Origin of the sequence: Pseudomonas sp. W17 (assembly GCF_040268305.1) — a bacterium.
In the GTDB taxonomy this organism is placed as follows: domain Bacteria; phylum Pseudomonadota; class Gammaproteobacteria; order Pseudomonadales; family Pseudomonadaceae; genus Aquipseudomonas; species Aquipseudomonas protegens.
The window spans coordinates 5,848,882-5,870,228 of record NZ_CP158490.1 but is presented as its reverse complement, the minus strand read 5'-3'; the positions used below and the strand labels follow the sequence as shown (position 1 = coordinate 5,870,228).

At 62.9% G+C, this 21,347-nt stretch carries 21 protein-coding genes and 1 pseudogene; 8 read left to right on the top strand and 14 right to left on the bottom strand.

Annotated elements, in window-relative coordinates; all coding sequences use genetic code 11:
- The first annotated feature begins 28 nt into the window (after positions 1–28).
- Positions 29–727 (top strand): 7-cyano-7-deazaguanine synthase QueC, encoded by a 699-nt coding sequence (gene queC / locus ABCR88_RS26890; RefSeq protein ID WP_011063281.1) that lies wholly within the window; start codon positions 29–31, stop codon positions 725–727.
- A 94-nt stretch (positions 728–821) separates the two neighbouring features.
- On the opposite strand, the gene ABCR88_RS26885 is transcribed toward queC, so the two are convergent.
- Positions 822–1,703: a queuosine precursor transporter gene (locus ABCR88_RS26885; RefSeq protein WP_015636913.1), complete on the bottom strand. Its 882-nt coding sequence runs from the start codon at positions 1,701–1,703 to the stop codon at positions 822–824.
- The gene (locus ABCR88_RS26880) at positions 1,690–2,292 is read right to left on the bottom strand and encodes a helix-turn-helix transcriptional regulator (protein WP_015636912.1); all 603 of its coding nucleotides are present in this window, start codon (positions 2,290–2,292) and stop codon (positions 1,690–1,692) included. The genes ABCR88_RS26885 and ABCR88_RS26880 overlap by 14 nt, the downstream gene beginning before the upstream one ends.
- Positions 2,293–2,819: 527 nt before the next feature.
- Here ABCR88_RS26880 and ABCR88_RS26875 point away from each other — a divergent pair.
- Positions 2,820–4,175: a serine hydroxymethyltransferase gene (locus ABCR88_RS26875; protein WP_015636911.1), complete on the top strand. Its 1,356-nt coding sequence runs from the start codon at positions 2,820–2,822 to the stop codon at positions 4,173–4,175.
- 101 nt (positions 4,176–4,276) lie between these two features.
- On the opposite strand, the gene ABCR88_RS26870 is transcribed toward ABCR88_RS26875, so the two are convergent.
- From ABCR88_RS26870 to ABCR88_RS26835, 8 genes and pseudogenes are all read right to left on the bottom strand, one after another.
- Entirely contained in the window at positions 4,277–4,978 is a 702-nt protein-coding gene (locus ABCR88_RS26870) for a hypothetical protein (RefSeq protein WP_011063277.1), read from the bottom strand.
- Between the two features lie 165 nt (positions 4,979–5,143).
- On the bottom strand, positions 5,144–6,070 hold the full coding sequence (locus ABCR88_RS26865) for a GTP-binding protein (RefSeq protein WP_011063276.1): 927 nt from the start codon (positions 6,068–6,070) through the stop codon (positions 5,144–5,146).
- Positions 6,070–7,815: an amidohydrolase gene (locus ABCR88_RS26860; RefSeq protein ID WP_236185528.1), complete on the bottom strand. Its 1,746-nt coding sequence runs from the start codon at positions 7,813–7,815 to the stop codon at positions 6,070–6,072. Before ABCR88_RS26860 ends, ABCR88_RS26865 begins: the two co-directional genes overlap by 1 nt.
- 108 nt (positions 7,816–7,923) lie before the next feature.
- Positions 7,924–9,105 (bottom strand): aminotransferase class I/II-fold pyridoxal phosphate-dependent enzyme, encoded by a 1,182-nt coding sequence (locus ABCR88_RS26855; RefSeq protein ID WP_236185525.1) that lies wholly within the window; start codon positions 9,103–9,105, stop codon positions 7,924–7,926.
- A gap of 43 nt (positions 9,106–9,148) precedes the next feature.
- Positions 9,149–9,838: an ABC transporter permease subunit gene (locus ABCR88_RS26850; RefSeq protein ID WP_011063273.1), complete on the bottom strand. Its 690-nt coding sequence runs from the start codon at positions 9,836–9,838 to the stop codon at positions 9,149–9,151.
- Between the two features lie 9 nt (positions 9,839–9,847).
- On the bottom strand, positions 9,848–10,561 hold the full coding sequence (locus ABCR88_RS26845) for an ABC transporter permease subunit (RefSeq protein WP_015636909.1): 714 nt from the start codon (positions 10,559–10,561) through the stop codon (positions 9,848–9,850).
- A gap of 51 nt (positions 10,562–10,612) precedes the next feature.
- On the bottom strand, positions 10,613–11,386 hold the full coding sequence (locus ABCR88_RS26840) for a transporter substrate-binding domain-containing protein (RefSeq protein WP_350403691.1): 774 nt from the start codon (positions 11,384–11,386) through the stop codon (positions 10,613–10,615).
- Between the two features lie 49 nt (positions 11,387–11,435).
- A pseudogene (locus ABCR88_RS26835) lies at positions 11,436–12,200 on the bottom strand (ATP-binding cassette domain-containing protein); the annotation flags it as partial.
- Between the two features lie 255 nt (positions 12,201–12,455).
- On the opposite strand from ABCR88_RS26835, the gene ABCR88_RS26830 reads away from it, so the two are divergent.
- From ABCR88_RS26830 to ABCR88_RS26815, 4 genes are all read left to right on the top strand, one after another.
- Entirely contained in the window at positions 12,456–13,376 is a 921-nt protein-coding gene (locus tag ABCR88_RS26830) for a LysR substrate-binding domain-containing protein (protein ID WP_015636908.1), read from the top strand.
- A gap of 123 nt (positions 13,377–13,499) precedes the next feature.
- Entirely contained in the window at positions 13,500–15,107 is a 1,608-nt protein-coding gene (locus ABCR88_RS26825; protein WP_041119768.1) for a 5-guanidino-2-oxopentanoate decarboxylase, read from the top strand.
- A 96-nt stretch (positions 15,108–15,203) separates the two neighbouring features.
- Positions 15,204–15,680 carry an HIT family protein gene (locus tag ABCR88_RS26820; RefSeq protein WP_011063267.1) on the top strand — a complete coding sequence of 159 codons (477 nt, stop codon included), beginning with the start codon at positions 15,204–15,206 and terminating at the stop codon, positions 15,678–15,680.
- 1 nt (position 15,681) lies between these two features.
- Positions 15,682–16,479: a GNAT family N-acetyltransferase gene (locus tag ABCR88_RS26815; protein ID WP_350403690.1), complete on the top strand. Its 798-nt coding sequence runs from the start codon at positions 15,682–15,684 to the stop codon at positions 16,477–16,479.
- 8 nt (positions 16,480–16,487) lie between these two features.
- Here ABCR88_RS26815 and ABCR88_RS26810 read toward each other — a convergent pair whose 3' ends face one another.
- The 3 genes from ABCR88_RS26810 to ABCR88_RS26800 all read right to left on the bottom strand — a co-directional run bounded on the left by ABCR88_RS26810 (position 16,488) and on the right by ABCR88_RS26800 (position 18,479).
- Positions 16,488–17,345, bottom strand: coding sequence for a DUF4087 domain-containing protein (locus tag ABCR88_RS26810; RefSeq protein ID WP_350403689.1), 858 nt, complete (start codon positions 17,343–17,345; stop codon positions 16,488–16,490).
- A 78-nt stretch (positions 17,346–17,423) separates the two neighbouring features.
- On the bottom strand, positions 17,424–18,047 hold the full coding sequence (locus ABCR88_RS26805) for an SMI1/KNR4 family protein (RefSeq protein ID WP_041119766.1): 624 nt from the start codon (positions 18,045–18,047) through the stop codon (positions 17,424–17,426).
- 36 nt (positions 18,048–18,083) lie between these two features.
- Positions 18,084–18,479, bottom strand: a complete 396-nt coding sequence (locus ABCR88_RS26800) for a GNAT family N-acetyltransferase (protein ID WP_041119765.1) — start codon at positions 18,477–18,479, stop codon at positions 18,084–18,086.
- A 454-nt stretch (positions 18,480–18,933) separates the two neighbouring features.
- On the opposite strand from ABCR88_RS26800, the gene ABCR88_RS26795 reads away from it, so the two are divergent.
- Together ABCR88_RS26795 and ABCR88_RS26790 are read left to right on the top strand one after the other, a co-directional pair.
- Positions 18,934–19,464, top strand: a complete 531-nt coding sequence (locus ABCR88_RS26795) for a DUF3592 domain-containing protein (RefSeq protein WP_041119764.1) — start codon at positions 18,934–18,936, stop codon at positions 19,462–19,464.
- Positions 19,465–19,468: 4 nt separating this feature from the next.
- Positions 19,469–20,056: a hypothetical protein gene (locus ABCR88_RS26790; protein ID WP_011063260.1), complete on the top strand. Its 588-nt coding sequence runs from the start codon at positions 19,469–19,471 to the stop codon at positions 20,054–20,056.
- A gap of 23 nt (positions 20,057–20,079) precedes the next feature.
- On the opposite strand, the gene ABCR88_RS26785 is transcribed toward ABCR88_RS26790, so the two are convergent.
- Positions 20,080–21,327, bottom strand: coding sequence for an aspartate aminotransferase family protein (locus tag ABCR88_RS26785; protein WP_350403688.1), 1,248 nt, complete (start codon positions 21,325–21,327; stop codon positions 20,080–20,082).
- Positions 21,328–21,347: the final 20 nt, after the last annotated feature.

The window sequence follows — 21,347 nt, the reverse complement described above, 5'->3', positions numbered from 1 at the left end:
TGACCCAACTCATGCAGGAAGCAGAATGATGAAGAAAACAGCGGTTATCGTGTTCAGCGGCGGACAGGACTCGACAACCTGTCTGATCCACGCCTTGCCGCTCTATGACGAAGTGCACTGCATTACGTTCGACTATGGCCAGCGGCACCACGCGGAAATCGAGACCGCGCAGCGGCTATCCAAGCAGCTGGGGGCGACCGTGCACAAAGTGCTGGACGCTTCGTTGCTCAACGAACTGGCGATCAGCAGCCTCACTCGGGACAACATTCCGGTGCCCACGGTGAACAGTTCAGGCGAGAGCTTACCCAGCACCTTTGTACCCGGAAGAAATATCCTGTTCCTTACCCTGGCCTCTATCTACGCCTATCAGGTAAAAGCCGAGACCGTGATTACCGGAGTGTGCGAGACCGATTTCTCGGGTTACCCCGATTGCCGCGATGAATTTGTAAAGGCATTGAACAAGGCCCTCGAACTGGGCATGGAGTACAAGTTGCGCCTCGAGACTCCACTGATGTGGCTGAACAAGGCAGAAACCTGGGCTCTGGCGGACTACCACAATCAACTGGAGCTGGTTCGCGAGCAAACCCTGACTTGCTACAACGGCATCATGGGCAGTGGCTGCGCCAACTGCGACGCCTGCAATCTGCGGGCAAAAGGCTTGAACGCTTATCTGGAGAACAAGACGCAAGTCATGGATAGCCTGAAGAGCAAGATGGGTCTGAAGTGAGGATTTGAGCAGCTTGCTGCCCTTGGAGCCCAACACTGAACCTGCCTGGCAGATAGGTGTTGAGCTCCGGCGTCGCTCTACAAACAGCGATCGATCATTTTGCCTGGCTATCCGTTATGTATCTCTTGAACAGTGATCGTGCGCCATAGGCGGGCAATATATTGAAGAATGCAAAACAGACCTTGATTGCGATCTGAACATAAATCATGTTCAGGATGTCGTTGTTTTGCATGGATCCATAGAATGCGATGTAGCAAAACACGAAGCTGTCGATGATGACCGCAAACAAGGTGCTGAGGAATATCCGCAGAAATAGGAATCTGGAATTTGTGAGTTCCTTTATCTTGCACAGCAAATATGAGTTTATGTTTTCAGAAACAAGGAAGGAAACGGAAGACGCTACGAGTACAGACGACACCTGGATAATAACGTCGTTATAAGGTGTATCGAGTTTCCAGCCTGGCAGTCCGGGGAGAAAAGTGGACGCGTAGAGCAGGATGATGATCATGGCGTTGCTTGCAAATGCAAACAGAATGGCTCTTCTGGCGAGCCTGAGTCCGAAGTTCTCGTTCAGCAGGTCAACGATCAGGAATGTCAGAGGGTACAGAAAGGTGCCGGGGGTAATAATGATGTCGAGGGATTCAAGGTAGATCGGCTTTGTTGCAGCGATGCTGGTGAAAATATAAAAGGTAAAGAGCAGCAGGTTGAGGATGATGTAGATCATCCATGAGTTTTCATTGCGGTCGTTCAAGTCGTATGCAGTAAGTGTTCCTCCTTGGGAGTAGAACTTTTTATACAGGTTTTTAACTTCCATTTTGTTTAAGTTATCCATTATTTCGCTGTTCACTACTTCGCTCAGCTTTATTTTTATGACCTTGCCGGTGTCGATGATCATGATCACGGCCAGGTTTTTATTGTTCTCAAACCCCAGAAGCTTGTACTTGCTGTTCTCGATATCACCTTCATAGGCAGTCATTGAAGCGTTCCTCAATGATATCGCCGACAACGGATATACGATCCGGGTCGAAGACGACCTCGTTCATGATCAGCAGTTTCCTGGTCTGTTTGTCGTAAGCAAGTTTTTCCTTTTCATCGGTGATCGTCCCCTTTTGCACGATCAGCAGGCCGCCGACCTCATACATGCCCTTGATATCGTTTTCCAGGCGCACGGCTATCAAGTTAGAGGATGTACCGAAGTAGTAGGTCAATGGGAAACAAGTGGCGAGTTCGCCAATACGTTTATCCATGTTGGCCATCAACTGGCTTTCCTTGAGGATCGGAACAGCAGCCGGGTTCATGTTCCCTTGCGGGGAAATGCTGCTTTCGATGATCTCCTTCTCTTCAAAGTCGACGGTTTCTATTTCCTCATAGGAAATGCCGAAGAAGTCGGAGATTTTTCGAATGGTGGACTGCTGGACGTTGCTGACCTTGCCTTCCAGGATGTTGTATATGGTTGTTCTGGTCAGGCCACTGGCGTTGCATAAAGACAGTTGTGTCTCTCCGCGACTTTTAATCAGGTATTTGATATTGCTTTTTAAATACTCTGTTCTTTCTCTTCTGTGCATCAAATGCCTCACCATTTCCTTATAGTCGTAATGCATCGAATTTTTTAGCGTTCACATCGCGCATGACATCGATTGCCTGGTGCCAATAGCGGGATCACTGTGGCAGAAGCCTGTCAGTTGCTTGTGTGTTGTCTGGTAATTCGCTAGTGCTCCTTTAGCCAGCCTGTATCCGTCCTGGGATACTTCGCTACGGGGACTGTGGGCGATCAAGTCGCTGAGAGGGGCCGGTTTGCACAGGGCCGCAACGGACAAGTGTTGCATGCGTCAGCCATGACAATAAAGCCCCAGGGGTTGGGCATTATCACTCTCGCCCTGAGGCTTGCACCGGCAAGGCTGCGCCGATGTCCTTCCACTTCAAAAAAGAAGCATTTAACTTTGGGGATGTTTAATTTTTTGATTAATTCTGTTACGCCTTATACAGTCTTGACCCAGGGCCCGGATCAGCCCGATTCACACCAACGAACGTAAAACCCAGGAAGCACGCCCTCGTTCGTGGCGCGCAGCACTCAAGGAAGGGGCACAGATTTATGGCAGCCGATACCGAACCACTGAGGAACCAGGCCGACTTGCTGCGATGTGGCTTGGCGGACCTGCGAACAGAAGACGCCGAGCTGGCCAGGATCCTGGACGCTGAAGTAAGCCGGCAACAACGCACGCTTTCCCTGGTTTCATCCTCCTGTGCAGCCACCCCCAGAAGCCTTGCCGCCTCGGCCTCGGCGTTGGTCAACGTGACGGCGCAGGGGGTTGCGGGCAAACGCCATCACGCCGGGTGCGAAAACGTCGATCTGGTGGAATCCCTGGCGATCCGCAGGGCACGGGAGCTGTTTGCCGCGCAATACGCCGCGGTGCAATCGCACTCGGCCTCGAACGCCAACTACCAGGTGTTGTCCGCGCTGCTTGAGCCGGGGGACACCCTGCTCGGGATGGCCCTGGATCATGGCGGCGACCTGACCCACGGCAGCTCCCTCGCTTTTACCGGTGCCCACTACAAGGCGATCCGCTACGGCACCACGGCCCAGGGCACCATCGACTACCAGGAGGTACGTCAGCTGGCGATGGCCCATCGCCCGCGCATCATCATCTGTGGGGCAACGGCTTATTCGCGGGTCGTGGACTTCCAGCGTTTTCGCGACATTGCCGATGAAGCCGGGGCCATCGTCCTTGCCGACATCTCCCATATCGCCGGCCTGGTTGCCACGGGGCGTCATCCGAGCCCGATCGATGTGGCGCACGTCACCACCACTTGCACCCACAAACAGCTCGCCGGGCCACGCGGCGGCCTGATTCTTTCCGGGCGGGACGCGGACACCAAGGTGCCCGGCCTGAGGTCGAGCTTTCGTCGGGTGCTCGACCAGGCAGTTTTCCCCGGGATGCAGGGGGCGCCTGCAGTCAACATGATCGCCGCCAAGGCGGCCGCGCTGGGCTATGCCATGTCTGCACAGTTCGATGCCTACATGGGGCGGATTCGCGCCACGGCGGATGAAATGGCCTGCGCGTTCATGGCGCGGGACTACGAGGTAATGGGCGGCGGGACGGAAAACCACACGATCCTGTTGCGCTTGCCTAAGGGCATCAGCGGCTCCCTCGCCGAATCGGCATTGGAAAAGTGCGGAATCATCGTCAGCAAAAAACGCGCACCGGGGGAGACTCGATCGTCATTTGCCGCCAATGGCTTGTGTATCGGCACGGGCTCCATCGCACAGCGCTATGTGGACCCCCAGGGCTGTCGGCAGATCGTCGACCTGGTGTGCCGGATACTGGATCAGCTGCAGCCGCGGGGCGAGCAGCCATACGTTCTGGAGCCCGCGCAGCAGGAGCGCTTCCGGCTGGAGACCGAGGCGTTGTGTGCGATGTACCCCATCCTTGAGTACGGGGATCGCTGAAGAAAGAAAAGCCCCGTCTTCACGCTGGAATACGGGGCTTTTCAGGTCTGCAGAAGGCTGTGCTGGCGCTTCGCGAGCAAGCTCGCTCATGCAGCGGCGGGTTACAGCTGTTGTTGCGCGCTGTAGCCTTCGAACGCGGTCTGCTGCTGGATCGCGGTAACGATGTTCTTGCGGGTGGCCTGCTGTTCGTTGCCATCCTTGTCGAGGAACATCTCGCTTTCCAGTTCCGCCTCGTCGCCTTCGCCGACAAAGCTGAAACCGAGGAATTCGAAGGCTTCACGGTCGACGTTGGCCTTGGAGCGCGGGCGCATCGGCAGGGTGACGCTGACGCCGTCCTTGCTGATGGCGAACACTTCCATTTCCTTCTTCGGACGCGCCTTGCTCTTGCCGCCGCTGGGGTTGCTGATGGCCTGGTGGGTCTGGTTCAGCACCTTCAGGGCCAGGCCGTAGACCAGCTCCTGGAAGTCCGGATCGTCCTTGTAGCTGGAGAGAATCCGGCTGATGGGGAATTTCTTGCTCAGGTCTTCCAGGGCGGCGAGGTCGGCGGCCTCGGCGTCTTTGAGCTGCTTGAGCTGGCCCATGAGTTCATAGGCGGTGTCGTCGTCAAAGCGGTCGTGGGCCTGGCGAATCGCTGCGCGCAGTTCGCGAATCTGGTCACTTTCTTTCGAGGTGTGGAAGGCGTCGAGCACCATCTCGCTGATGGTCTTGGCCTGGGACACGTGTTGTGAAAGATGAATGGCGTTTTCGTATTCGGCCTTGTTGGACAGGGCGACTACGGATTCTTCGGTGTTGGAATCAGGCATTGAACATCCACTACTTGGTTTAACAGGTTTGAGGCGCGAAAGGCCCAGGGGGATTTTCGGGGGCGCCTAATCTATTGGACCCGGGCCCTATTGTCACGGACCAAGCGACGGCCCGGCAGCCGCGCCTCTTTCAGACCGGCCTTCGCGCCACAGATTCCCTGTCGTTCAAAGCACTTGTGTATCGCTGACCCCAGCCTCCAGTTCCTGGCGCAGATCGCTGCCTCGGCGGGCGATGAATACCAATTGCGCGGCATGCTCGGTGGGCTGATCGGCGGCCAGGGTGAACTGGCTGCGGTTGCCCACATGCTGCAACCAATAAGGTTGTTCATTGCCTTCAAGGCGCACCAGGCCCTTGAGGCGCAGCAGGTCGGCTGGCAGGCGCGCCAGCCAGTCCCGCAAAGCCTTGGGCTGCAGCGGTCGCGAGCTTTTCCACACCCAGCTTTCGAACAACTGGTCGTGGGCCTGGGGCAGGGCCTTGAACAGCACTTCGGTGGAGCGCACCGGCGGCGCCAGCAGCAGCTCGGGGGGCAGCTCGGCCTGCACCGTGTCGAACACCGGGGCACGATTGCCGAGGCTGGCGCGGATGCTCTGCAATTGCTCGGCGCTCACCAGGTCGGCCTTGTTCAGCAGCACCCAGTCGGCGCAGGCCACCTGGGCTCGGGACAGGCGGGCCATTTCTCCTTCCAGGTCCTGGTAGCCGCTGGCGTCCACCAGGGTGATCACCGCGTCCAGGTGCAGGCGGTTGCGCAGTTGCGGGTAGCCGATGGTCTGCACGATGCGCTGCGGGTCGGAGACGCCGCTGCACTCGATGACAATTCGCTCCAGGGCCGGGCGCAGCTTGGACAGGCTCACCAGTTGCGCCAGCAGGTCCTCCTGCACGGTGCAGCAGATGCAGCCGTTCTGCAGGCTGTACACCGCGTCGGTGACCTCGGCGATGATCGCCGCATCGATGTTCAGCTCGCCGAAATCGTTGACGATCACCGCCAGCCGGCCGCTGTCGGCGCGTTGCACCATGCGGTTGAGCAGGGTGGTCTTGCCGGCGCCGAGAAAGCCTGCAACCACGGTTACCGGGATGCTCGGGGTGCTGTTCATTATTCCTTGCCCTCGATCACCGGTGGCAGGCCTTCCCACACCGCTTGCAGCGGGGTGTCGCTGAAGGTGCCCTGGCGGTCGTAGACCAGTTGCCCCTCGACGAAGGTCAGTTGCACCTGGGTGTGGTGGATGTAGTTGCGCGGCGCTTGAGCGAACAGGTCGCGGTCGAGGACGATCAGGTCCGCCGACTTGCCGGCCTCCAGGCTGCCGGTCAGGTGTTCCAGGCCCATGGCATGGGCGCCGTTGAGGGTCGCCACCTGCAGGGCCTGTTCCAGGCTGATGGGGTCACCGAAGGTGTCAGGTTCCTGGTTCCACGGGTTCTGCCGGGTGACCATGGTTTCCAGGGCCAGCCATGGATCGATGGACGCCACCGGCCAGTCGGTGCCGAACACCGCGATGCCACCAGCTGCCAGCACGCCCTTGAAGTCATAGATGCGCTTGAGGCGTTCCTGGCCGTAGCCGGAGCGTGCGCCGCTGGCGAACGGAGTCGGGTACCAGGCTGCCGGAGAGAACTCGGCGATCACGTCCAGGGCCTGGAAACGCTTGAGGTTGCCCGGGTGCAGCAGGGTGCTGTGGGCGCACTGGTGACGGATGCCGCTGTTGCCGTTGCGCCGCCGGGCCTCGGCCACGGCATCGAGGAACACGTCGGAGGCGCCGTCGCCGGTGCAGTGGGCGATCACCCGCAGGCCGCGCTTGTCCATGTCCACCACCATGTCGGTGATGTGTTCCGGGGTCAGGTTGAGCTTGCCGCGCCAGCTCGACTCTTCCGGCCAGGGGGTCAGCAGGTAGGAAGACTTGGGCTCCACGGTGCCATCGAAGTGGAACTTCACCGCGTTGGCACTCAGGCGCGCGCTGCGATAGAAATGCCGCTCGCCACTGAGCAGTTCCCAGCGCCGGCGCACCGGGAAGATGTCGTCCTGCCAACTGATGGCGGCTTCCACCCGCAGGGTCAGCTCGCCGGCATCGTCCAGTTCCTTGAGGGCCTGCAGGCGGTTTTCGCAGACGTGCACGTACTTGGTGGCGGTGACCCCGCGAGAGGTCTGGAAGTGCACGCCATCGCGATAGGCGCGGCGCAGCACCGACACCGGAGTCGGCGGCATGGCGGCATGGATCAGGGCGTAGGCACCGTCGATCAACAAGCCGTTGGGTTCGCCGGTCAGCTCGTCGCGCTCCAGGTAGCCGTTGCGCGGGTCGCTGGTGTGGCGGTCGATGCCGGCCAGTTCCAGGGCCTTGGAGTTGACCATCATGGTCCCCCACATGCGATCCAGCAGGGCCACCGGACGGTCCGGCATGACGCTGTCGAGCCATTCGCGGCCCGGGGTCAGCCCGGCTTCGCGGAAGGTGTAGCGCACCCAGTACTGGCCGTAGATCCAGCCGTCGCCGGGATGGCTGTCGGCATAGGCGTGGATCGCGGCTGCCAGTTGCTCCGGGGTCGGGTCTTCGATGCCCACGTCCAGGTCGTCGGCGTAGCGCGGGGCCAGGGCCAGGTCCGGGTGGGTGTGCATGTCATGCAGGCCGGGCATGCAGAAGGCCCCGTCCAGATCGTGCTGGCGGGTATTGGGCCCGATCAGCGAGGCCAGGGAAGCGAGGCTGCCCACCGCGATCAGCTTGCCCTGGCGGATGGCCACGGCGTCGGCCCAGGGCTGGGCCGGATCGAGGGTGTACATCCGGCCGTTGTGCAGCACCAGTTCAGCGTATTGATCGACGGCGCTATGGGTGGAGTTGAATTGGTCGGAAGCGGTCACGGGGTCAACCTCTCAAGCAGGGGGCCCTTCAAAGGTGGGCAAAAAAGTAAGGCGCAGCAGTGTTCTTGTCAGAGGTACCAGGGCCGCTGGGCGGCCCGGGTCATGCATTCAGCGTCGTGCGCCCAGGGTTTCGACAAAGCCGGCAATGCGCTGGCAGGCGTCCTTGAGCACCTCGTCGGCGACGGTGAAGGAGATCCGCACGAAGCCCTCGGCACTGGCGCCGAAAGCCTGGGCGTCGAGCACCGAGACCCCGGTGGCGCGGAACAGCTGCCAGGCGAAATCCATGCTCGACAGGCCGGTGCGGCGCACGTCCACCAGCATGAACATCCCGGCTTCCGGCTCGCGGCAGTCCAGCAGTTGCACCTGCTTGAGGCCCGCCACCACCAGGTCGCGGCGCCGGCGATAGACCTCGCGGGCGCTGCCGATCACTTCTTCATCGAGCTCCAGGGCCTTGAGCGCGGCTTCCTGGATAAACCCCGGCAGGCCGTAGAGCATGCACAGCAAGAGGTTGTCCAGATGCCCGACCAGGGCCGGCGGGGCGATCACCCAGCCCACGCGCCAACCGGTCATGGCATGGGTTTTCGACAGGCTGTTGAGGATTACCGTGCGCTCGGCCATGCCCGGCAGCGAAGCGATGCTCAGGTGTTCGCGGTCGTAGGTCAGTTGCCCGTAGACCTCGTCGGAGATCACCCACAGGTCATGCTTGCGCGCCACCTCGGCCACGGCTTCCAGCTCCTCACGGCTGTAGACGTTGCCGGTGGGGTTGCACGGGGTGGCCAGGGCAATGCCGCGAGTCTTGTCGGTGAGCGCCGCTTCCAGGGCCGCGGCGGTCAGGCGAAAGCCATTGGCCGCCGGCTGCTGGACGCAGGCGATCTGCGCCCCCGAGGCGTGGATGCAGGCCTCGTAGGTCAGGTACATGGGTTCTGGCACCAGCACTTCGTCGCCGCTGCTGAACAGGCACAGCGATGTGGCGAACAAGCCGTTCTGCGCACCCGCCACCAGCGCCACGTTGTCGGCGCTGACCTCGATGCCCAGCAGGCGGCGCTGCTTGGCGGCGATGGCCTCACGCAGGGCCGGGCGGCCGAGGACGTGGGTGTAGTGGGTGTCGCCTTGCTCCAGGGCGGCACTGGCGGCGGCGCTGATGCGCTCGTCGGTGGCGAAGTCCGGGTCACCGACGCTGAGCACGATCACGTCTTCGCCGCGCCCACGGGCCTCGATGGCCGCGTAGTGGATGTCCCAGGCGCTGACGGATTCGCCGCTGATGCGCTGTACGAAAGGTGAGTAACGCATGTTGTTCTCCTCACGGGCCTCGCTGCCCGCGCAATGAATGGGTTCAGGCCTGACGCTGGGGGACCTTGCCCAGGCGTGCGCACAGATGTTCGATGACAAAGGCCAGGACGATGTAGATCAGTGCCACGGCCAGCAGCGGCTCGTAGACTTTCAGGGTCTGGGCCCGTACCAGGTTGGCCGCGCCCAGCAGGTCGGTGACCGCCACGGTGGACGCCAGTGCAGTGGCCTTGAGCAGCAGCACGCATTCCCCCACCAGGGTCGGGCGCACCAGTTCCAGGGCCCGGGGCAGCCACACCCGGCGCAGGGTCAGCCAGTGGCCCATGCCATAGGCGCGAGCGGCTTCCAGCTCGCCTCGGGGCACGGCCCGCAGGCCGCCACGCAGCACTTCGCCGACGTAGGCGCCGACACTCAGGGTCAGGGCCAAGGCCACATACCAGAAACCTTCGCGCAGGTAGGGCCAGAGAAAGCTGCCGCGGATCGGCGGGTAGGCAGCGAACAGGCTGCCGACCCCGTAATAGAGGATGTAGATCTGCACCAGCAGCGGGGTGCCGCGAAACACGCTGATGTAGAACTGCATCGGCGCACGAATCAGAGGGTTGCGCGACACCCGGCCCAGGCCCACCACTACTGCCAGGGCAAAGCCGCAGATTCCGCTCAGCAGCAGGAGCTTGAGGGTGATGCCCAGGCCGCGCAGCAGCTCGCTGGAAAAACCGTTGATCCAGGAAAAGTCCATCCGAGTCTCCTAGTGCTGGGGCAGCCAGCGGTTGGTGCGTCGTTCGAGCACGCGGAACACGCTGCCGGACACCAGGGTGATGACGAAGTAGAAGGCTGCGACCGCCAGGTAGAACACCAGGTAGTGCTTGGTGGAACCGGCTGCCTGCTTGCCCACCGAGAGCAGCTCGCTGTAGCCGACGATGCTGATCAGCGCGCTGTCCTTGACCAGTACCAGCCACAGGTTCGATAGCCCGGCCATGGCATAGGGCAGCATGCTCGGCAGCAGGATGCGCCGCACCAGCAGCCAGCGTTCGATGCCGTAGGCCCGGGCCGCTTCGATCTGGCCGTAGGGAATGGCCTGGATCGCGCCCCGGATGATCTCCGCCGAATAGGCGCCCTGGACGATGCCCAGCACCAGCACCGCGGCGATGAAACCGTTGACCGTGACGCTCGGCCGGTCCATGGCGGCCATGGCCATGTTCAGCAGGTCGGTGCCGGCGTAGTAGAGCAGCAGAATCAGCAGCAGCTCGGGCATGGCCCGGTACAGGGTGGTGTAGGCGTTGGCCAGCTTCACCAGCCAGCGCGGGCCCTTGAGCTTGATCATCGCCACCAGCAGGCCGATGCCCAGGCCGAGCACAAAGGCCCCGGCGGAAATCTGCAGGGACACCAGCGCGCCCTGGGCCAGGGCGCCGAGCCAGCCGTCGGCGACGAACAGTTGGGAAAGGTCGGACAGAGAAATCATGACGTATCCAGTCAACGCCGGCGGCCCGCGCAAACGGGCCGGCCGGACGGCTTAGTTGGCAGAAATGTCGACGCTGAAGTAGCGGCTGCGGATCTTGTCGTAGGTGCCATCGGCCTTGAGCGAGGCCAGGGCGGTGTTGATCCGCTGCTGCAGGGCGCTGTCACCCTTGCGCAGGCCGACCCCGATACCGGAACCGAACAGCGGGTCCTTGGGCGCCAGGCCCTTGTCCGCCAGACCGGCGCCGGCCGCGGTCTTGAGGATCGGCTCGATGGTCAGGGCGTCGGCCAGCATCACGTCGATCCGCCCGCTCTGCAGGTCGGCGATCATGTCGTCCTGGGTGGTGTAGTAGCGCAGGGTCGAGGTCTTGCCGTAGTAGGTCTTGGCGAAGGTCGCGTTGGAGGTCGAACCCTGCACGCCGATCAGCTTGCCCTTGAGGCCTTCGGGGGTGGTGACCAGCTCCAGGCTCTGGTCGGCGACCCACATGGCCGGGGTCTGGTAGTAGGGCGCAGAGAAATCGATGACCTTTTCCCGTTCGTCGGTGATGCTCAGGGAGTTGAGGATGGCGTCGATCTGGCTCGATTGCAGGGCCGGGATCAGGCCGTCCCAGGCCACTTCCTTGAGTGGGCACTGGGCCTGCATGCGGTCGCACAGAGCCTTGATCAGCTCCGGTTCGAAGCCGCTCCAGTCGCCGTTGCCGCTTTTCATCGAGAACGGCGGGTAGGGTTCCAGGGCGATGCCGAAGACGATCTTGTCGGCGGCCACGGCGTGGCTGGCCAGTGCACTGAACAGGCAAGCGGTGGCGAGCACCTTGAGCAGGTTTTTCATGGCTTTACCCTTTATCGAAGTTGTTGTTTTCAAGGATTGAAGCGAAACGTCAGACGCGGTTTTCCTGAGCCATGACGAATTGCCGGCAGCGCTCGCTGACCGGGTTGAGGAACACTTGCTGGGGTGGCCCTTCTTCTTCCACCAGCCCCTGGTGAAGGAACATCACCTTGCTCGACACGTCCCGGGCAAAGGCCATTTCGTGGGTCACCAGGATCATGGTACGGCCTTCCTCGGCGATGCCCTGGATGACCTTGAGCACCTCGCCCACCAGTTCCGGGTCCAGGGCCGAGGTCGGTTCGTCCATCAACAGCACCTGGGGGCGCATGGCCAGGGCCCGGGCGATGGCCACCCGCTGCTGCTGGCCGCCGGAGAGAAAGGAAGGGAAAGCGTCGCGCTTGTTGGCCAGGCCGACCTTTTCCAGCAGGTGCTCGGCATGGGCGATGGCGTCCTTGCGGTCTTCACCGAGGACATACACCGGCGCTTCGATGACGTTTTCCAGGACGGTGCGGTGGGGCCACAGGTTGAAGCTCTGGAACACCATGCTCAACTGGGTGCGCAGGCGCGCCACCTGGGCCGGGTCGGCGACCTGCGGGTTGCCGGCACGGTCGGTCCTGATGCGCACTTCTTCGCCATTGATGCGCAGGCTGCCGCTGCAGGGAATCTCCAGCAGGTTGATGCAGCGCAGCAGGGTGCTTTTGCCCGAGCCGCTGGAGCCGATCAACGACACCACTTCGCCTTCATTGGCGCGCAGGGCGATGCCCTTGAGCACGTGGTGATCGGCGTAGCTCTTGTGCAGATCATCGATCGCCACCACGGGATTGACGGAGTTGGGCTGCGATTGCAAGGGTCGACCCTCTTGTTATTGTGCGATGGCCGGGCAGTACCCGGCACAGGGTAGGGCTTGAGAATTAGCCATCGACGGCGGCGGGTCAATCGAGCATTTTTAGTGGGATACGGTAATTTTTTTCAGTAATGGGCTTTTTTTTCGGCGACGAGCAAGGCTATTGCCGGACGCCGATTGCAGCTATGGTGCTGCCACTCGTTTTTTTGTAGTCGAGGCATGATCGGTATGCGTTATCCCTCCATGACCGCGTTGCGCGCTCTGGACGCGGTGGCCCGCCTGGGCAGTGTCGCCGAGGCCGCCAATGAGCTGAACCTGACGCCCAGCGCCATCAGCCACCAGATCAAGAGCCTGGAGCAGACCCTGGGTTTTGCCCTGACCGAGCGCCAGGGCCGCAGCATTCGCATCACCTACCAGGGGGAGCGCTATGCCCGGGACATCCACCTGCTGCTGGCCAATATCCTCGAGGCCGGCCAGCGCTCCGATGGCCAGCAGGTCAGCGGCCGGCTGTGCATCAGCAGCCCGCCGGGGTTCGCCACCTATTGGCTGTGCACCCATATCGCCGAATTCCAGGCGCTGTATCCCCAGGTTGAACTGCAGCTGGTGTCGCCCCGCACTCCGGGGGACACCAGCGACAGCAGCGTCGATCTGTTCGTGGCCTATGGCATGGGCGACTGGCCCAACCAGCACGTGCAGAAGATCGTCTCCCTGCGCTATTTCCCGGTGTGCAGCCCGAGCCTGGTGAACGCCATGGGTGGCCTGAAAACCCTTGATGGCCTGGATCACGCCTTGCTCCTGCACATGATTGACTACTCCGACTGGCGGGTCTGGCTGGCGGCCGCCGGGGCGCCGAATGTCGACGTGCGCCGGGGCATCGTGTTTGCCGACGCGCACTTCGTGCAGTCGGCCTGCATCGCCGGCCAGGGCATTGCCATGGGCGACAACCTGATCAGCGGCGAAGCCCTGGCCCGGGGCCAACTGGTGCAGCCCTTCGGCACCGAGATCGAGTCCAATCGCGGCTACTACCTGGTGGCCGACCTGCTCAAATCCGAGCGGCCGGTGGTGCTGGCGTTCAGCGAGTGGGTCAAGTCCCAGCTGCAGGGCATCACCCGCTTGCACCCGGAACCCCGTCGTAACGGCAAAGCGTGAATTTTATTGAGCAATCGCCGCGATTTTTTTCGATTGTTGCCCCTTGGGTGCAGCGACTAATGTCCCTCGACATCAGCCGGGCGCAGGGTGTCGCCCGCACATAAGAACAAGAGGAAGTAGTCGATGACCACCTGTGCGCAGTCCCTGGTTCGTTTGCTGGAAGGTTATGGCGTGGACACGGTATTCGGGATTCCCGGCGTGCACACCGTCGAGCTCTATCGCGGCCTGCACGGCAGCCGCTTGCGCCACGTCAGCCCGCGGCATGAACAGGGGGCCGGGTTCATGGCCGACGGCTACGCCCGGGCCAGCGGCAAGCCTGGGGTGTGCTTTATCATCACTGGCCCTGGCATGACCAATATCCTCACGGCCATGGGCCAGGCCTATGCCGATTCGGTGCCGATGCTGGTGATCTCTACCGTCAACCGTCGCGAGCACCTGCGCCTGGGCCACGGCCACCTGCACGAACTGCCGGACCAGCGAGCAATGGTGGCCGGGGTCTGCGCCTTCAGCCACACCCTGCAAGCGCCTTCGGAGTTGCCGGAACTGCTGGCGCGGGCCTTTGCCGTATTCAAGTGCGCACGGCCACGGCCGGTGCACATCGAGATTCCCCTGGACGTGCTGGAGATGCCCGCCGATAACCTCAACCTGATGCCCCGCAGCCTGCCTGGTGCGCCGGCGCCGGCCGGGGCTTCGATCGAGGCGGCGCTGGCCTTGCTCAACAGTGCCCACCGTCCGTTGATCCTGGTCGGCGGTGGTGCCCGGGGTTGCGCCGAGGTCTTGCGGCAATTGGCCGAGCGCCTGCAGGCGCCGGTGGCCCTGACCACCAACGCCCGCGGCCTGCTGCCTTGCGGCCACCCGCTGTTGCTCGATGGCGTGCAGTCCTCGGCCCATGGCCGGGCATTGATCGACGAAGCGGATGTGGTGCTCGCCGTGGGCACCGAGCTTGGGGAAACCGACTACGACTTCTTTGGTCTCGGGCCGCTGCGCTTCAAGGGTTCGCTGATTCGCCTGGACATCGACCCGATGCAGGTCATGGGCGTGCAGCGGGCCCATGTCGGCCTGGTGGGGGATGCCCTGGAAGGTTTGCAGGCACTGCTGGGCAAGGTGGCGCCTGCCAATTCCCGCGGGCGCTGGGCACTGGACAGCGTGCAACGGGTGAACCAGGCCGAGCGCGCCGGCTGGACGCCCAAGCAGCAAGGCTTGCAGGGCCTGCTGGACCTGCTGCGGGACAATCTGGATGCACCGATCCTGGTGGGCGACTCGACCCAGCCGGTGTACCAGGGCGCCTGTGGCTACCAGGCTCCGGCTCCGGCCAGCTGGTTCAACGCCGGCAGTGGTTACGGCACCCTGGGCTACGGCTTGCCGGCGGCCATGGGCGCCAAGCTGGCGCGGCCCGAGCGGCCTGTTGTGGCCCTGGTGGGGGACGGTGGCTTGCAGTTCGCCAGCGGCGAGCTGATTGCGGCCAAGGAAGCACAGATCGGCGTGATCCTGCTGGTGTGGAACAACCAGTGCTACGGCGAGATCCGTGACTACATGCAGGCGCGGGATATCGTGCCGCTGGGGGTGGACATCCTCACCCCGGACTTCCAGGCCATGGCCCGAAGCTTCCATGTGGCGCACCACCGCGCCGACTCCCCCGCGCAGCTGCAAGACCTGTTGCACACCCTCAAGGACACCCGGCAGCCGGTGATGATCGAGGTCGATGCCGGCGCCTACCTGGCGCTGGGCTGAACCCAAGCCGGGCACAAGGAGCGCGCTTTACAGGATGCAGGTGGGTTACATTGGCGGCGCCCGCCCGGGCGCGCCTTGCCACTTGAGGATTCAGGGATGAATTGCATTTTCTGCCAGATTGCCGCCGGCACCTTGCCCGCCGCACTGGTGTACCGCGATGAGCACTGCATGGCCTTCATGGACGTGCATCCGCTGGGTGAAGGGCACCTCCTGCTGATCCCCCAGCAGCACGTAGAGAAGCTCGAGCAATTGCCCGGTTTCATCCGCCAGCATCTGTACCAGGTCTTCGATGGCCTGCTGGCGGCGCAACGGCGTGCCGGCTACGGCGTCGAAGGCACCCACCTGCTGGTCAATGACGGCCGCGCCACCAACCAGCACATTCCCCATGCGCACCTGCACTTGATTCCGCGCAAACGCGGCGATGGCCTGGGGTTTGCCGGGCGCTTGCTGCTGCATTTCACTGGCTTGTTCGGCCGCCGGACCCAACTGGAGGTGTTGCAGCAGCAGGCCACGAGCATTGCCGAGCAGGTGCGGGTGCCCTGGGTCAGTGAAACCCCGGTGGGTAACCGCTGATATGCACCTGAGCCGCGCGCTGGCGCTTGAATATGCCGAAACCCAATACCTGCGGGCCCGGGTCCAGGGTCTGGCGAGCCTGCCGGGCAACCCTTATCGGGCCTGCCTGTATGGTGAGCCGGGTTGTGGTGCCTTCGTCGTCGGCGGCAACCCCAGCCCGATGATGAACCGGGTACATGGCGACAGGGCACAGGATGCCCGGCGCCTGGTCGATCTGCTGCAGAGCTGCGTGGCTTACGGCCCGGCGATCGCCTTGATCGCCGAGTCAGCCAAGGTTGTGCCCACCCTGGAACTGCAAGGGCTGCCGTTGCAGCGCCTGAAGGGCTGGACTCATGGGCAGCTGTTCGCTCCTGTGGGCGAGATTGTGGCGCCGCCTTCAGTGCTGGATATCGAGCCGGTGACCGCCTCGACGCTGGAAGTGTTCTGCACGCTGCACCGCGAAGGCTTCAATACCCCTGCGGCCGCTCGGCCGGCCACCCAGGCGGCCTTTGGTGGCTTGCTCAACGATGGGCGCGGGCATTTGTACCTGTTGCGGGAGCAGGGCGTTGCGGTGGCCGGCGCGGCGCTGTTCATCGCCGACAACGGCGTGGCGTACCTGGGAACCGCCTTTACCACCCGGGCCGCGCGGGGCCTGGGTTATCACCGGGCCCTGATCGCCCATCGCTTGCAGCAGGCTGCTGCTTTGGGGGCCCGGAGCGTGGCAGCCACCGCTCTGGTGAACTCGCAAAGCCGGCGCAACCTGGAGCACTGCGGCTTGCGCTTGTCCCACCTGCAAACCCTGTATCGGGCCGTGCCTTAGTGCGGGTTCTATTGCGCCGCTGGCTCCGGGTCGAAGCGGATCGAGTGCAGGATCGCGTCCAGGATCGCGAAGTCCTGGAAGAACCCCACGCTGTCAGCCACCACCTGACGCCGGCCACTGTCGAGCAACGCCATCAGGCAGGTACCACCATAGGCGTGAAAGCCGGTTTCCTCATCGCTGATGCCGCAGGTCTGATAGGCCCGCAAGCCTTTCCAGCCGGGGCCTGAGATGTCCTGCACCGGGCTGGGTGCATCCCTTCCGGCGCTGCGCATCCAGACGCCGTTTTCCTGATAGAAAAACAGCTCTTCGGCGGCCTGTTCCAGGCTGCCCTGCCGCAGGCACAGGTGCAGGGTGTATTCCTCCTGGGGGCGTTTTTTCGGGTGGTCCAGGGTAAGGCAGTTCTGCGTCTGGCTGAGCTTCCAGCCTTTGGGGTACTGCAGGCTGAATCCCGGGCCCTTGAAGCGTGGCGAATCCTTGGGCAATACCGGAACCCCGTCTTCCTCCCGCAAGGGTTCGTACAGGCTGGGATCGTTGCGACAGGCTGACAGCGGTCGGGCCTTGGCCTTGTGCAATTGGTCGAGGCGATGAGTCCGGGGATCCGCACTGGCGCTGACACAAGCGCAGCCGTAGCCGTAGTGATTGTTGGTGCGCACCCATTGCTGGTCGTTGAAAGTGGGCCACTCGCCCTCGGCCTGATAGCCGCCCTGGCTGGCGATCTCCCAGACGCCATCGCGGTCGGTCAGGGTGGCGTTGGCTGGCGTGGGGTTCTCGAACCAGCCGCACCGGCGTTCGATTTTGGCTGGCGCGGCACTGGCGGTTAAGGCGAGCAGTACCAGGAGTGTGCAGATCAGGGCACGCTGAAACATGAAGCATCCTTGTTCGAGGGTAGGAACCGCAGGTCGTGTGCTGGCATTAGCTTCGGCAGAGGCTGGAATCCTGGTTCATCAATAGCGCCACTTGCGTACCAGATCCTCGCCGTAGCGCTGGCTGATCAATGCTTCGGCAGCATCATCGTCGTCATACACCTCCGCCAGGCAGAGCAGCATCAGCGTATCCAGGTACTCCTCGGGGGAGTCGAAGAAGCGTGTCAGCGCCGCACCTGTGTCGTGATCGAAGTAGTAGACCGCGCCGGATTCGCGGTGAAAGCAGAACAGGTTGCCATTGCCCAGGTAGTCGCCGAAGGCCACCAGCTTGCCTGCCAGTAACAGGTCGACATCGCTGATCTCGACGATACCGGGATAAGCCTCCAGCAACGGCTGGATCGGCGTGTGCCCGGGCCCGACGCTGCACAGGACCTCCGCCAGGGACAGCACCCCCAATTGTCGATGGTAGTCGCGCAGCGATCGAGGCAACGGGCAGCCCAGGCGTTGCTCCAGCGCCTGCAGGGCGTCCTCGCTGACAGGCGTCAATTCCGGTTCGTTGACGTGCCCTTCCCATAGCGCGCCGTAGGCGCCAATCGTGGCCAGGTACCAGTTCAGCCGTGCAGCCTGGTCAGGCAGGTCTGGCCAGGCCAGGGGCGGGCAGCCGGCGGGGGGCCAGTCAGCGTTGGAGTCGTGCTGTTCGGACATGGGTCTTCCTTGGAGGAGCTGGAGGCGGGGGAGTGATTATGCGCGATGGCGCGTGCGTTCCAGAGTGATGATCGAGGGTTCGAAGCCCAGCGAGCTGAAAAATTCCGCTGCCCCGGGGCGCCCGGCCCGCAGGACCCAGGTGATCTCGGGGTTGTCGCCCGTCACCCAATGCACCAGGGCGCGGCCGATACCGCGCCGCTGGTGCTGCTCGGCAACGACCACCATGGACAGGTAACCGTTGGACAGACCGTCGCTGATGCCTCGGGCGAAGCCGACGATCTGCCCCTGCAGAAGGGCGACCGCCGTGCGCTGGGAGTTTGCCAGCAACTGGGCGAAGTATTCGCTGTTGCCCACCCGATGGCCCCAGCCGTTATCGCCGAGAAACTGCCGCAGTGCTTCGCTTTCAGCGGCGTGTGCGTCGCGGATCAGCATGGTGAACTCTCCAATGGGCAAGTACGGGCAGATCGCGCCCCGGCTGTGCTCGGGGCCGACCCATGTAGTTGAGTGCTTCGGCCCAGTGGGCATCGTTGTCGCAGCGGCGTGCCGGCTCGACCGTGGGCGACCTGGAGGATACAAGTCTGCCTCGGAAACCGGCAGCCCTCGGTGCCTGAACGCAACCGGCCAAGGGAGCTCTTCGAAACTCGTACGGCTGTTCGCGGCGTTCAGGCATTGGCCATGGATTTGTGACCAGGGCAACGTGCTGCTCGCCGGCCAACTCCTCCTGGTGTGTTGAAAAAAAAAGCCGGGAGCAGGTCCGGGGCCTGGAACTTCCGCCGGTATTTGCGGACAAATTCATCCAGGGCAATGCCCGTCGGAAATTCGGTTTGCAAGCGCTGGCGACAGGCGCTCAGGCCGCTTTCCAGGGCGCCTGAACGCCGTTGCCGGAATGCGCTTGCGCCGCGGCAGTGGTTTTTCTGGAGGCAGGTTTCTTGTTATCGTGGCCTCCCTCTTTCACGGACGAATATCGAGACAGCCCATGGCTAACTCCACCCCGTCACGCTTTGGCAAGATCCTCCAGGGTCTGCTGTTCGCCCTGATCGGCATCGGCCTGTTGGTCATTGCCGTCAATCTCACCCTTGATCGCCGCGAGTTCCTCGCCAGCGCCCAGACCGCCGACGGTATCGTCAGCGATTTGAATGCCGGGGGGTCGCACCCCGAGATCGCCTTCACCAGCAGTACTGGTGAGAAGATTTCCTACCCCCAGGGTGGCTTTATCTTCGGCTACCAGAAGGACCAGCCGGTGCGGGTGTATTACCAGCCCGAGCGGCCGGCCAACAGTGCAATCATCGACGACCCGGCAGCGCTCTGGGCCACCCCGGGTGTGCTCGGCCTGATCGGTCTGGTATTTACCCTGGCCGGCCTGGTAGGTGTCATCAGCCAGCGCGGACGAGCCACACAACGAGCAAAAGGACTTTGACCCCATGAACCTCAGCATTCCGATTCCGGTCAACGAAAGTAAATGGCTGTACCAGACCGCCAGCGGCGGCGGCCTGACCGTAGCCCTGGTGGCGGGTAGCGGCGGCTCGATCATCCTGCGTTCACCCCAGGGCAAGGATGTCAGCTATCGCTACGGCGGCCTGGGGGTGGGCGCCGGTTTTGGTGCGCGCCTGCCGCGTTTCGGCAAGGTCAATATCCAGGTCAAGGGCAAGAGCGTTGGAGGCGCAGGCGCGGCGGAGGCCTTTCCCAGCACCGGTAAGGTGTTTGTAAGCGATGCTCTGCGCAGCAGCGACCTGACGGAGGACGACATCACCGGCCCTTGCATGTACACCGAAGTGGGTGCAGGGCTGGTGGTGGGTGGTTCGGCCACGGCCTTGCTGTTCGGCTTGGACCCCAAGCTGCTTGCTATGGCGGTGGCCCTCAACTCCAGCCCGGTGACCTCGATCATCGCTTCGTCCCGGGTCAACGAACAGTTGATGCGCTCGGCCAAGGGCGCGTTGGTGATGGCGGGGATGAACGCCGGCGTACAGGCGGGTGGTGGCGCGGCGATCTACATGGGCTATCTGTTCTAGCCAAGGGGCCGGCGCGCCGGGAATCACAGGCGCGCCAGGCATTCCTGGAGAATATCCAGGCCCTCCCCGAATATTTCAGGCTCGGTGGTCAAGGGCGCCAATAGGCGAATGATGTGCCGCGACTTGCCGCTGGGCATCAGCAGCAGGCCCGCATCCCGGGCGCTGCCTAGCAGCGTGCTCAGTTGCTCTGGCGCCGGTTCGCCCCGGGCATCGACCAACTCGATACCGCGCATGGCTCCCACCCCCGTCAGGCGGCCCAGGAAGGGGCAGAGCCCATTGCTTTTCCAATGCTCATAGCGCTGCACGATCGCCCGCTCCTGGCGCTCGCCCCAGGCTTGCAGGTGCTCGTCGGTCATTTCATCCAGGGTCGCGAGCGCCGCCGCGCAGGCAATCGGGTTGCCCGAGTAGGTGCCCCCCAGGCCGCCCTTGGGCAGCACGTCCAGCAATGCTTTGCGACCCACCACGGCGCCCAGTGGAACCCCGCCGCCAATGCTCTTGCCCAGCAGGATCAGGTCCGGCTCGATGCCCAGGCGGGAGAAGGCAAAACGCTGCCCGGTGCGGCCGAAGCCGGACTGGATCTCGTCGGCGATCAGCAAAATGCCATGTTCATCGCAGAAGCTGCGCAAGGCCCTGGCGAACGTGGCGTCCAGGGCCAGGAAGCCGCCTTCGCCCTGCACCGGCTCAAGGATGAAGCAGGCCACTTCCTGTACATCGATCTCCACGCTGAACAGCCGACGCAATGCTTTCAGCGCTTCTTCGCAACTGACGTCGTTGTCGGCGCTGGGGTAGGGCAGGTGGTACACGGGCCCGGGTAGTACACCGACTTTCTGCTTGTAGGGCGCCACCTTGCCGTTGAGGTTGAGGGTGGCCAGGGTGCGCCCATGGAAGCCTCCGTCAAAGGCGATCACCGCGCTGCGCCCGGTAGCTCCCCGCACGATCTTCAGGGCGTTTTCCGCGGCCTCGGCGCCGCTGTTGGTGAGCATGCCGCTGACCGGGTAACTCACCGGGATGAAGTTCACCAGGCGCTGCATGAACTCGATGTAGGGCCCGTGAGGCGCGGCATTGAAGGCGTAGTGGGTGAGCCGGGTGGCCTGCTGCTGGATGGCTGAGACTATGCGTGGGTGGCAATGCCCGAGGTTGAGCACGCCGATACCGCCGACAAAGTCGATGTAGCGCTTGCCATCGATGTCCCAGACCTCGGCGTTGCGTCCGTGGCTGAGGCGGATCGGGTGGACGGTGGAGATCGAACGGCTGATGTTCTCGTGGCTCATGGATGCGGGCTCTGGGTGCC

What these genes read in the sequence shown, in the direction of transcription:
- ABCR88_RS26845 (WP_015636909.1), bottom strand. Translation starts at nt 10,561, where the DNA reads ATGATTTCTCTGTCCGACCTTTCCCAACTGTTCGTCGCCGACGGCTGG.
- ABCR88_RS26825 (WP_041119768.1), top strand. Translation starts at nt 13,500, where the DNA reads ATGACCACCTGTGCGCAGTCCCTGGTTCGTTTGCTGGAAGGTTATGGC.
- ABCR88_RS26785 (WP_350403688.1), bottom strand. Translation starts at nt 21,327, where the DNA reads ATGAGCCACGAGAACATCAGCCGTTCGATCTCCACCGTCCACCCGATC.
- ABCR88_RS26885 (WP_015636913.1), bottom strand. Translation starts at nt 1,703, where the DNA reads ATGACTGCCTATGAAGGTGATATCGAGAACAGCAAGTACAAGCTTCTG.
- ABCR88_RS26865 (WP_011063276.1), bottom strand. Translation starts at nt 6,070, where the DNA reads ATGAACAGCACCCCGAGCATCCCGGTAACCGTGGTTGCAGGCTTTCTC.
- ABCR88_RS26870 (WP_011063277.1), bottom strand. Translation starts at nt 4,978, where the DNA reads ATGCCTGATTCCAACACCGAAGAATCCGTAGTCGCCCTGTCCAACAAG.
- ABCR88_RS26830 (WP_015636908.1), top strand. Translation starts at nt 12,456, where the DNA reads ATGCGTTATCCCTCCATGACCGCGTTGCGCGCTCTGGACGCGGTGGCC.
- ABCR88_RS26795 (WP_041119764.1), top strand. Translation starts at nt 18,934, where the DNA reads ATGCGCTTGCGCCGCGGCAGTGGTTTTTCTGGAGGCAGGTTTCTTGTT.
- ABCR88_RS26880 (WP_015636912.1), bottom strand. Translation starts at nt 2,292, where the DNA reads ATGCACAGAAGAGAAAGAACAGAGTATTTAAAAAGCAATATCAAATAC.
- ABCR88_RS26810 (WP_350403689.1), bottom strand. Translation starts at nt 17,345, where the DNA reads ATGTTTCAGCGTGCCCTGATCTGCACACTCCTGGTACTGCTCGCCTTA.
- ABCR88_RS26820 (WP_011063267.1), top strand. Translation starts at nt 15,204, where the DNA reads ATGAATTGCATTTTCTGCCAGATTGCCGCCGGCACCTTGCCCGCCGCA.
- ABCR88_RS26800 (WP_041119765.1), bottom strand. Translation starts at nt 18,479, where the DNA reads ATGCTGATCCGCGACGCACACGCCGCTGAAAGCGAAGCACTGCGGCAG.
- ABCR88_RS26840 (WP_350403691.1), bottom strand. Translation starts at nt 11,386, where the DNA reads ATGAAAAACCTGCTCAAGGTGCTCGCCACCGCTTGCCTGTTCAGTGCA.
- ABCR88_RS26875 (WP_015636911.1), top strand. Translation starts at nt 2,820, where the DNA reads ATGGCAGCCGATACCGAACCACTGAGGAACCAGGCCGACTTGCTGCGA.
- ABCR88_RS26805 (WP_041119766.1), bottom strand. Translation starts at nt 18,047, where the DNA reads ATGTCCGAACAGCACGACTCCAACGCTGACTGGCCCCCCGCCGGCTGC.
- ABCR88_RS26790 (WP_011063260.1), top strand. Translation starts at nt 19,469, where the DNA reads ATGAACCTCAGCATTCCGATTCCGGTCAACGAAAGTAAATGGCTGTAC.
- ABCR88_RS26850 (WP_011063273.1), bottom strand. Translation starts at nt 9,838, where the DNA reads ATGGACTTTTCCTGGATCAACGGTTTTTCCAGCGAGCTGCTGCGCGGC.
- queC (WP_011063281.1), top strand. Translation starts at nt 29, where the DNA reads ATGAAGAAAACAGCGGTTATCGTGTTCAGCGGCGGACAGGACTCGACA.
- ABCR88_RS26855 (WP_236185525.1), bottom strand. Translation starts at nt 9,105, where the DNA reads ATGCGTTACTCACCTTTCGTACAGCGCATCAGCGGCGAATCCGTCAGC.
- ABCR88_RS26815 (WP_350403690.1), top strand. Translation starts at nt 15,682, where the DNA reads ATGCACCTGAGCCGCGCGCTGGCGCTTGAATATGCCGAAACCCAATAC.